Below are 10,011 nucleotides of genomic sequence, written 5' to 3'. Positions count from 1 at the left end.
CCCGTGTGATCGAGTACCAGACTGGCGGCGCGCTGAGCTGGGATTGATATAAAGACGGCCCCTTCTGGGGCCGTGTTGTTTCACCTGCCGATGTTTTTTTATGCCCAATCAAACCATCAAGACCCCCTGCGTCGGCCTGTGCTCCACCGTTTACGGGGACCTGGTCTGCCGGGGCTGCAAGCGTTACCACCATGAAGTGATTCAGTGGAACGGCTACAACGCCGACGAGAAACAGGCAGTGTGGCTGCGCCTGGAGCAATTGCTGGTGCAGGTCATGGCCAGCAAGTTGGAGGTGTTTGATGCGCAGCTGCTGCGTCAGCAGCTTGAGACGCGCAAGATCCGCTTCATGCCGCACCAGTCGGCGTATTGCTGGGCGTATCAGCTGATTGCCCGGGGTGCGCGAGTGATTTCCAAGCTGGACGCGTATGGGCTGGCGTTGCTGCCGGAGTTTCGCGAGCGCAGCCTGGCGGATCTGCGGGATGCGATTGACCGGGAGTTTTTCCTGCTGTCAGAAGCGCATTACGAGCGGTATATCGCGCCGGGGTTTATCAGGGAGGCTTTTGGGCCCCCACTGATAGCCAGTTTCTGACTCAGCAATTCCAGGAGGCTGCGCGTTCGGCCTGCAGGTCATAACGCTCAATCGCCTCCTGGCACACCCGCGCCTCCAGACGCCCCTGCTCCACCAACGCCGTCAACGCCGCCAGCACGATGTGATGGCGGTCCACCTCAAAAAAATCCCGCAACGCCGCCCGTGTATCACTGCGCCCAAAGCCGTCAGTGCCCAACACGGTGTAGTTGGAATCCAGGTAAGAGCCAATCATCTGCGGCACGGCCCGCACATAGTCGGACACCGCAATCACCGGTGCGCCTTTGGGCAAGCATTCCTGCACATGGCTGATCCGCGCAGCGGCCTGCGGGTGCAGCCGGTTCCAGCGCTCCACCTCCCGCGCATCCCGCGCCAGCTCGCTGAAACTGGTGACGCTGAACACTTCACTCGTCACCTGCCAATCGTCCGCCAGCAACTGTGCCGCCGCTTGCGCCTCGCGTACCAACGTGCCGGACCCGAGCAGGCGCACCTGGGCATCGGCAGTGCCTTGCAGGCGGTACATGCCTTTGATAATCGCCGCTTCAACCCCTTCCGGCAGGCTGGGCTGCGGGTAGTTTTCGTTCATCAGGGTCACGTAGTAGAACTCGTCCACCTCCTGTTCCAGCATCTGGCGCATGCCGTGGTCGAGGATCACCGCGAATTCCCCGGCGAACGCCGGGTCGTAGGCGCGGCAGTTGGGCACGGTGGCCGCGGTGAGATGGCTGCTGCCATCCTGATGCTGCAAGCCTTCGCCACCCAGGGTGGTGCGCCCGGCGGTGGCGCCGAGCAGGAAGCCACGGGCGCGTTGGTCGGCGGCCGCCCAGATCAGGTCGCCGACGCGCTGGAAACCGAACATCGAGTAATAGATGTAGAACGGCAACATGCGCAGGCCATGCACCGAATAGCTGGTGGCCGCCGCGACCCAGGAACTGATGGCGCTGGCTTCGCTGATGCCCTCCTCCAGGATCTGCCCGTCGGTGGCTTCGCGGTAGCTGAGGATCGAGCCGATGTCTTCCGGCTCGTAACGCTGGCCGACACTGGAATAGATGCCAATCTGTTTGAACAGGTTGGCCATACCAAACGTGCGCGCTTCATCCGCCACGATCGGCACGATGCGCGGCCCCAGCGCCTTGTCCTTGAGCAGGTTGGTCAACATGCGCACGAACGCCATGGTGGTGGACATTTCCTTGCCGTCGGCCGCCGTGGCGAAGCCGGCGTAACCCGATACGGCCGGCACGCTGACCGGGGCGGCGACCTGGCTGCGACTGGGCACGTAGCCGCCCAACGCCGTGCGACGCTGGTGCAGATAGCGCAACTCCAGGCTGTCCTCGGACGGTTTGAAAAAGCTCAGGGATTCGGTCTGTTCATCGGTCAGCGGCAACTGGAAGCGATTGCGGAAGGCGATCAACGCATCGCGGTCCAACTTCTTCTGCTGGTGGGTGGTCATCTTGCCCTGCCCGGCCTCGCCCATGCCAAAACCCTTTTTGGTCTGGGCCAGGATCACCGTGGGTTTGCCTTTGACCCGCCGTGCGGCGTGGTAGGCGGCGTGGATCTTGACCATGTCGTGGCCGCCGCGCTTGAGGCGGTCGATCTGCTCATCGCTCATGCCCTCGACCAGCCGGGCCAGGGACTCGCTCTGGCCGAAGAAGTGCTCGCGGTTGTAGGCGCCGTCCTTGGCGGCGAAGGTCTGGAGTTGACCGTCAACCGTGTTGGACAAGGTGTTGACCAGCGAACCGTCGGCGTCCTTGGCCAACAACGCATCCCAGTCCGAGCCCCACACCAGTTTGATCACGTTCCAGCCCGCACCGGCAAACAACGCCTCCAGCTCATCGATGATCCGCCCGTTGCCGCGCACCGGGCCGTCGAGGCGTTGCAGGTTGCAGTTGACCACCCAGGTCAGGTTGTCCAGGCCTTCGCGGGCGGCCAGGGTCAGGGCCGACATGCTTTCCGGCTCGTCCATCTCGCCGTCGCCGAAGACGCCCCACACGTGGCGGTCGGTGGTGTCCTGCAAATTGCGGTGCTGCAAATAGCGCATGAAGCGCGCCTGGAAGATCGAACTGATGGGACCAATGCCCATGGAACCGGTGGGGAACTGCCAGAAATCCGGCATAAGCCACGGGTGCGGGTAGCTGGACAGGCCGCGTGCGCCCTGCGCGGGCCCACCTATTTCCTGGCGATAGTGGGCCAGGTCGCTTTCGCTCAAGCGGCCTTCAAGGAAGGCCCGCGCATAGATGCCGGGCGCGGAATGTGGCTGATAAAACACCAGATCGCCGCCGAAGCCCTCGTTGCGGGCGCGAAAAAAGTGGTTGAAACCGACTTCGAACAAGTCCGCCGCGCTGGCGTAACTGGCGATATGACCACCCAGCTCGCCGTAGGCCTGGTTGGCCCGCACCACCATGGCCAAGGCGTTCCAGCGCACCAGCGAGGCCAGACGTTCTTCGGTAGCCAGGTCGCCGGGAAATGCCGGTTGCTGCTCGACGCTGATGCTATTGATGTAGGGCGTGCCGTGGCGCGGTTTCCAGTCGATGGGCGGCGCACTGGCGTCCTGGGCCAGCAGGTCGAGGATCTGCCGCGCCCGCGCGGGGCCGGCGTGGGTGACCAGGGACGCCAGGGCGTCGCGCCACTCCTCCAACTCTTGCTGATCCATCACCGCATTCGTGAAACCGTTCATGGGCACCTCCGGGCTTTTTTTCCAGTTTATGTCGGTGCGGGAGGATTTTTTGCCTGTTATCAGGCGCGCGCCGTTGAATTTTGAGCATGAATCACTGCCAATCGTGTTTTTGCCAGCACGTTATGCTCAAGCAGGACGATAGCCCGCAATTGTGTTTAAAATGCTGCCCGCTCAACGACCGACGTTTAACGATGACCCCAGACGCACTCGCTACCCTGCACGCCCACCTGCTCACCGCCCTGGCGACCCCGCCGGCTGAAACCCGCCGCTTGTTCCACGGCCGTGGCCGTTGCTGGCCGGGCCTGGAGCAACTGACGGTGGACTGGTTGCAAGGCGTGCTGCTGGTGGCGTTGTTCAAGGAGCCGGACGCTGCGCAGCTGGAAGCCTTGAAGCACTTGCTGCAAACTGAGTTCGGTACGTACACCATCGCCCTGCAACACCGTTACCTGCCGCAAAGCACCACCGAATGGCTGTCGGGTGACCCGGTCGACGAGTTGACCATCACCGAAGGCGGCCTGCGCTACCTGATCGACCTGGGTAAAAAACAGAACAGCGGACTGTTCCTCGACATGCGTTACGGCCGCAACTGGGTGCGCGAGCAGGCCAAGGGCCAGCGCGTTCTCAACCTGTTTGCCTACACCTGTGGCTTCTCGGTGGCGGCCATCGAAGGCGGCGCCGACCACGTGGTGAACCTGGACATGGCCCGTGGCGCCCTGAGCCGGGGGCGCGACAACCATCGCCTGAATGGTCATGACCTGAGCAACGTCAGCTTCCTCGGCCATGACCTGTTCAAGTCCTGGGCCAAAGTTACCAACAACGGCCCCTACGACCTGGTGATCATTGATCCGCCCTCCTTCCAGAAAGGCAGCTTCCTGCTGACCAAGGACTACCAGCGCGTGCTGCGCCGCCTGCCGGACCTGCTCACGCCACAGGGCACCGTATTGGCGTGCATGAATGACCCGGCCTTCGGCGAAGACTTCCTGATCGGCGGTGTCACCCGCGAGGCACCGGGCCTGCGTTTTGTCGAGCGCCTGCAAAACCCGCCAGAATTTCCTGATATTGATGTGCGAAGTGGCTTAAAGGCATTGGTGTTCCGCCAGGGCTGATGCCGAAACGTCTTACGCTTGCTACGCTAAGTGAAACACCGGGGTGGTGAACCTTCTTACCCCCTTCCCGGTCGATACCTGCATTCCCCGGCCAGACTCGACGGCGTCACGTCGTCGGCTGCCCCGTTTCACCTTTTGGAGAACCGCCCGTGATATCGACCCTGCATGTAGCCAGACTCAAAGCCTGGGGCGCCCACGGCTTTACCGCCACCGGTGTGGTATTGGCCTTCCTGGCCACCCTGGCGTTGCTGGAAAACTCACCCAAGGCCTGCCTGCTGTGGCTGGGCCTGGCACTGGTGGTGGACGGGGTTGATGGCTCACTGGCGCGACGGGTGAATGTCAGCACGGTACTGCCGAGCTTCGACGGCTCGGTGCTCGACCTGGTGATCGATTACCTCACCTACGTGTTCATCCCCGCACTGTTTATCTATCGCTATATCGACCTGCCGGAATTCACCCATCTGTTCACCGTGTCGGTGATCCTGGTGTCGTCGCTGTTCTGCTTCTGCAACGTCAACATGAAGAGCAAGGACAACTACTTCGTCGGCTTCCCCGCCGCATGGAATGTGGTGGCCTTGTGCGTCTATATCATCCAGCCGGAAGCCTGGGTCACCTTGCTCACCGTGATCGGCCTGGCCCTGCTGACCGTGACGCCGATGAAGTTCCTGCACCCGTTCCGGGTGAAACGGTTCATGCCGATCAACATCGGGGTGACCACGATCTGGCTGCTGTGCAGCTTCTTGATGGTGATGGATTACCCGAACACCAACCCATGGACGTTTGGCTTGTGGTCGGTGATGTCGGCGTATTTCCTGGGGATTTGTATCTGGCGGACGGCGTTGGAGTGGCTGGAGAAGCGTCACGGTTGATACCGTTGCCGGTGGGTTGCAGGTAAGATGGCGGCCTTTGGCGCAGCCCCTTTCTGCGCCCCGCCACTCTAAGCCCTGCCCATGCCCTTCGAACTCAGCGTAGACCTCACCACCCTGGCCATCCTGGCGGTTGTCGCCTTTATCGCCGGTTTCATCGACGCCATCGCCGGCGGTGGCGGTTTGCTCACCACCCCTGCGCTGCTCACCGCCGGCATGCCGCCGCACCTGGTACTGGGCACCAACAAGCTCAGTTCCACCTTTGGCTCGGCCACCGCCAGTTTCACCTTCTATCGGCGCAAGCTGTTCCATCCGCGCCAGTGGGTGCATGCCATCGTCGGCACGCTGATCGGTGCGTTGACCGGCGCCGTGGTCGCCCATTACCTGCCCGCTGAAACCCTGAACAAGATGCTGCCGGTGATTGTGTTCGCCTGCGGTGTGTACCTGTTGTTCGGCGGCACGCCCAAGGCGCCGCTGGACGCCGATGCGCCGATCAAGAAGAAATGGCAATCCACCCAGGGCTTCGGCCTGGGCTTCTACGATGGTGTGGCCGGCCCTGGCACCGGGGCGTTCTGGACCGTCAGCACGATGTTGTTGCACCCCATCGACCTGGTGAAAGCCAGCGGTGTGGCGCGCAGCATGAACTTCGTCAGCAACGCGGCGGCGCTGACGGTGTTCATCATCAATGGTTCGGTGGACTGGATCGTCGGCCTGGCCATGGGCGTCTCGGTGATGTGTGGCGCGTTCTTTGGCGCACGCAGCGCAATCAGCGGCGGCGCCAAATTCATTCGCCCGGTGTTCATCACCGTGGTCCTTGGCCTGACCGTGCGCCTAGCCTGGCAGCACTGGTTCAGCGTGGCCTAGGCGACGGGCCAGGTAGAGGTCGATCAGGTAACGCGCAATCGAACGTGACGCCGGCAACGGCGGCAAATCGTGGATGTTGAACCACTGCGCGTCTTCGATCTCATCAGCCTGGGGCACGATGTCACCGCCGGCGTACTCGGCATGGAAACCCAGCATCATCGAATGCGGGAACGGCCAGCACTGGCTGCCCATGTACTGGATGTTCTTGACCTCCACCTGCACTTCCTCGCGCACCTCGCGGATCAGGCAGTCTTCGGCCGACTCGCCCGGCTCGGCAAACCCCGCCAACGTGCTATACACCCCCGTGACAAAGCGTGGCGAACGCGCCAGCAGGATCTCGTCGCCACGGGTCACTAGCACGATCATGCTGGGCGAAATACGCGGATAGCTGCGCAAATCGCAGGCCTGGCAATGCATCGCACGCTCACGTGGCACCTGGACCATGGCCTGGCCGCAACTCCCACAAAACCGGTGTTCCCGCGCCCAGGTGCCGATCTGCGCCGCGTAGCCCAGCACCTTGTAAAGGGTATGATCGCCTTGCAGCATGAAGCCGCGCAGCCCCTGCCAGCTGCAACCCGGCACTTCAGTAGAAGCATTGAGTTCCAGCAGGTACACCGGCTCGCCGTCGAGGTGGCCGATGCCGTGTTCGGCGAACACCGACAGGTCCTGGCGCTTGAGCCATTCCCGGGGGAACAGTGGGCCGTTGGTGTCATGCAAAAAGCCGTCACGGCTGCGGGCGACGGCCCAGCCGCCGGGGGTGTCGTTGTCCAGCAGCGTTGTGGTAATCCAGCCTGGGGTCATGTCAGTCAATCCACGAATTCGGGTTTCTGCTTACTCATGTGGGCCGCGATGGCCACGCGCAGGTCGTTGGATTGCAACATAGCCGAGTTCCAGGTGGCAACGTATTCCAAGCCATCATTGACTGTGTGGTCACGCATGTAGCTGATCATGGCCTTGGTACCGGTGACCGCAATCGGCGATTTGGCGGCGATTTCATGGGCGATGTCCATGACGCCGGCCAACAGGCTGTCCTGATCGGGATAGACGCGATTGACCAGGCCGATGCTGCGCGCCTCTTCGGCGCCAAACTGACGGCCGGTGTAAGCCAGCTCGCGCAGCATGCCGTCACCGATGATGCGCGGCAGGCGTTGCAAAGTGCCGACGTCAGCGGCCATGCCGATGTCGATTTCCTTGATGGAGAATTGCGCACCTTCGGCGGCGTAGCGCATATCGCAGGCGCTGATCAGGTCGATGGCACCGCCGATGCAGTAACCCTGGATCGCCGCCAACACCGGCTTGCGGCAGTTGTCGACGGCATTGAACGAGGCTTGCAGCTCCAGGATCTTGCGGCGCAGCAAGCGTGCGTTGCGGCCCACGTCCTTGCCGAATTCATTGGCCACCGAGGCCAGCATCATCAGGTCGATGCCGGAAGAGAAATGCTTGCCGGCACCGCTGAGCACCACGGCGCGTACGGCGTCGGTGTCTTCGACCCACTGGAAGATGTCGATGATTTCGGTCCAGAAAACCGCGTTCATCGCGTTGATCTTTTCCGGGCGGTTGATCTGCACATGGGCAACGTTGCCGGTGAGTTCGACGACGAAAGCTTGGTATTCGGACATGGCAGTGATCCCTGACTGGCGAGTGATAAGGCCCGAACTATAACAAGGGAACGTGACGGCACATCGGCCAAAAACGGGACGGGCAAAGGTAATGGAATGTTGTGGCCGCGCGGTTCATGCAGCGCCGATACATTTCATCCAGGGCGGCCGATTTATCGGCTATACAATCAGGACCATTGCCTGGAGCCGCCTATGCCGACCCCGTTTCGCTCATCCTTGATCCTCGCCCTGGTGGTCGTGTTCACCGGCATCGGCGCCGGGTTGGGCGGGATGTTGCTGGCTTTGCTGCTGCATGGCATTCAACACCTGGCCTACGGTTATAGCCTGGACAGCCTGGTCAGCCATGAAACCTTCCTGCTGGGTGTGACGGCGGCGGCACCGGAGCGGCGCTTGCTGGTGTTGGTGGTGTGCGGCCTGGTCGCGGGAGTGGGCTGGTGGGTGATTTATCGCTATGGCCGGCCGTTGGTGAGCATCAAGCAAGCGGTATCGGAAAAGATGCCGATCATGCCGCCCAAGACCACCCTCGCCCACGCCTTGCTGCAGATCATCACCGTGGCCCTGGGTTCGCCCCTGGGACGTGAGGTGGCACCACGGGAAGTCGGCGCGTTGGCCGCCACCTGGTTGTCCCAGCGCGCGCGACTCGACCCGCAGATGCATCGTCTGATCGTCGCCTGTGGTGCCGGCGCGGGCCTGGCGGCCGTCTACAACGTGCCGCTGGGTGTCGCGGTGTTCGTGCTGGAAGTGCTGGTGGGCGCATTCAGTTGGCCGGCGGCGGTGATTGCGTTGGCGACTTCGGCGATTGCGGCGTCGGTGGCGTGGATCGGGTTGGGTGCGGAATCGCAATATGGGGTCCCGCACTTTGTGTTGAACCCTGCCCTGATCGCCTGGGCGGTGGTCTGCGGCCCGGTCTTCGGCGTGGCGGCGTACGCTTTCACGCAGCTCACTGGCAAGGCGCGGGCGAATGCCGCCAGGGGCTGGCGCCTGCCGGTGCTGTCATTGATCAACTTCATGATCATCGGCGGCCTGGCGATGCTGTTGCCGCAAATCCTCGGCAATGGCAAAGGCCCGGCACAGCTGGGTTTCGACAATGAACTGACGATTGGCCTGGCCGCACTCTTGCTGGCCATCAAGGTACTGATCACCACCAGCAGCCTGCGCGCCGGCGCCGAAGGCGGCTTGCTCACCCCCGGCCTGGCCAACGGCGCCTTACTGGCGATCCTCCTCGGCGGCGCCTGGAGCCTGGTGTGGCCCGGCATACCCCTGGGTGCATTTGCAATCATCGGCGCCGCCGCCTTCCTGGCCGCCAGCATGAGCATGCCGCTGACCGCGATTGTGCTGGTGGCGGAATTCACCCGCGTCGACCACGACTTCCTGGTGCCGATCATCCTCGCAGTAGTCGGCTCGATGTGCGTCAGCAAGCTGTGCAACCGACGCGGGTAAAAACGCTGCAAAAGGCTGGATAAAACCCCGCACACACGCCATCCTTCGCGCTTTAAGCCGCCCCCATTGGCGGCGTTCGACGTTTAAAGGATATGCCCCATGCACACCCAACCCCTCACCCCCGCCGAATTCGAATTCATCGAAAACACCCTGCTCAAGTACGGCGACGACCACTCGGTGCTGAACTTGGCCGAACTCGACGGCTACTTCACCGCGCTGGTTTCCAGCCCGGTGCAGGTGGACGTGGCTGAGTGGTTCCCGGCGATCTGGGGCGGCCAGAACCCGGAATGGGACACCATGGACGAAGCACAAAGCTTCCTCGAACTGTGCGTGCGCCACCTCAACACCCTGGCCGCACAACTGTCCAGCGACGCCAACAGCTTCAACGCCCGCTTCGACGAAACCGAACACCAAGGCCACCCCGTGACCCTCGCCGAAGAATGGTGCTTTGGCTACATCCGTGGCGCCGCCATCGGCAACTGGCCGGAACTGCCGGCAGAACAGGCTGCACAGCTGGAAAAAATCTCCTGGTGCGCCGAACAAGACAACTTCGAACTCCCGGCCGACCTGGATCTGCAAGCACACCAGCAACGCGTCAGCGAAATCGAACCGGCAGCGCGTGCGCTGCATGATTACTGGTTGGCAAAGCGGTAACAGCCAGCCTATCTGAAAGACCGAGGCGCCTGCATCGCAGCGATGCGGCGATCCGACAAGCCAGCTCCCACAGTGGACCGCGTTTGCTTTTGCTCTACACCACTCAAGCCGGCTGTCAGGCCGCTGTGCTTTTGATCTTGATCTTAGGCGCCCCGTAAAACACGCTGGCCGAACGCAGGCTTGAATCCGTGGGTAACCCGGCAGG

General features: G+C 62.4%; 9 protein-coding genes. 6 read left to right on the top strand and 3 right to left on the bottom strand.

Annotation, left to right across the window (positions count from 1 at the left end; genetic code table 11):
• The first annotated feature begins 100 nt into the window (after positions 1-100).
• The gene (locus tag H096_RS11660; protein WP_016975646.1) at positions 101-589 is read left to right on the top strand and encodes a DUF1289 domain-containing protein; all 489 of its coding nucleotides are present in this window, start codon (positions 101-103) and stop codon (positions 587-589) included.
• Between the two features lies 1 nt (position 590).
• Here H096_RS11660 and mdeB read toward each other — a convergent pair whose 3' ends face one another.
• On the bottom strand, positions 591-3,257 hold the full coding sequence (gene mdeB, locus H096_RS11655; RefSeq protein ID WP_033898330.1) for an alpha-ketoglutarate dehydrogenase: 2,667 nt from the start codon (positions 3,255-3,257) through the stop codon (positions 591-593).
• A 191-nt stretch (positions 3,258-3,448) separates the two neighbouring features.
• On the opposite strand from mdeB, the gene H096_RS11650 reads away from it, so the two are divergent.
• The 3 genes from H096_RS11650 to H096_RS11640 all read left to right on the top strand — a co-directional run bounded on the left by H096_RS11650 (position 3,449) and on the right by H096_RS11640 (position 6,093).
• Entirely contained in the window at positions 3,449-4,363 is a 915-nt protein-coding gene (locus H096_RS11650) for a class I SAM-dependent methyltransferase (RefSeq protein ID WP_033898329.1), read from the top strand.
• 149 nt (positions 4,364-4,512) lie between these two features.
• Complete coding sequence (pcsA, locus tag H096_RS11645; RefSeq protein WP_033898327.1) at positions 4,513-5,232, top strand: phosphatidylcholine synthase; 720 nt, start codon at positions 4,513-4,515, stop codon at positions 5,230-5,232.
• An 81-nt stretch (positions 5,233-5,313) separates the two neighbouring features.
• The gene (locus H096_RS11640) at positions 5,314-6,093 is read left to right on the top strand and encodes a TSUP family transporter (RefSeq protein ID WP_033898325.1); all 780 of its coding nucleotides are present in this window, start codon (positions 5,314-5,316) and stop codon (positions 6,091-6,093) included.
• Here the strand turns inward: H096_RS11640 and nudC are convergent.
• Positions 6,061-6,894: an NAD(+) diphosphatase gene (gene nudC, locus H096_RS11635; RefSeq protein WP_033898318.1), complete on the bottom strand. Its 834-nt coding sequence runs from the start codon at positions 6,892-6,894 to the stop codon at positions 6,061-6,063. The two genes, H096_RS11640 and nudC, sit on opposite strands and share 33 nt — an antisense overlap.
• A gap of 5 nt (positions 6,895-6,899) precedes the next feature.
• Complete coding sequence (locus tag H096_RS11630) at positions 6,900-7,712, bottom strand: crotonase/enoyl-CoA hydratase family protein (protein WP_033898316.1); 813 nt, start codon at positions 7,710-7,712, stop codon at positions 6,900-6,902.
• 192 nt (positions 7,713-7,904) lie between these two features.
• Here H096_RS11630 and H096_RS11625 point away from each other — a divergent pair, with 192 nt between their 5' ends.
• Together H096_RS11625 and H096_RS11620 are read left to right on the top strand one after the other, a co-directional pair.
• Positions 7,905-9,152: a chloride channel protein gene (locus tag H096_RS11625; protein WP_033898313.1), complete on the top strand. Its 1,248-nt coding sequence runs from the start codon at positions 7,905-7,907 to the stop codon at positions 9,150-9,152.
• 99 nt (positions 9,153-9,251) lie between these two features.
• On the top strand, positions 9,252-9,806 hold the full coding sequence (locus H096_RS11620) for a UPF0149 family protein (RefSeq protein ID WP_033898311.1): 555 nt from the start codon (positions 9,252-9,254) through the stop codon (positions 9,804-9,806).
• Positions 9,807-10,011 lie beyond the last annotated feature (205 nt).

The organism is Pseudomonas sp. FH1 (assembly GCF_000510895.2).
Classification (GTDB): Bacteria; Pseudomonadota; Gammaproteobacteria; order Pseudomonadales; family Pseudomonadaceae; genus Aquipseudomonas; species Aquipseudomonas azotoformans_A.
This window is presented reverse-complemented; position numbering and strand designations above follow the sequence as displayed.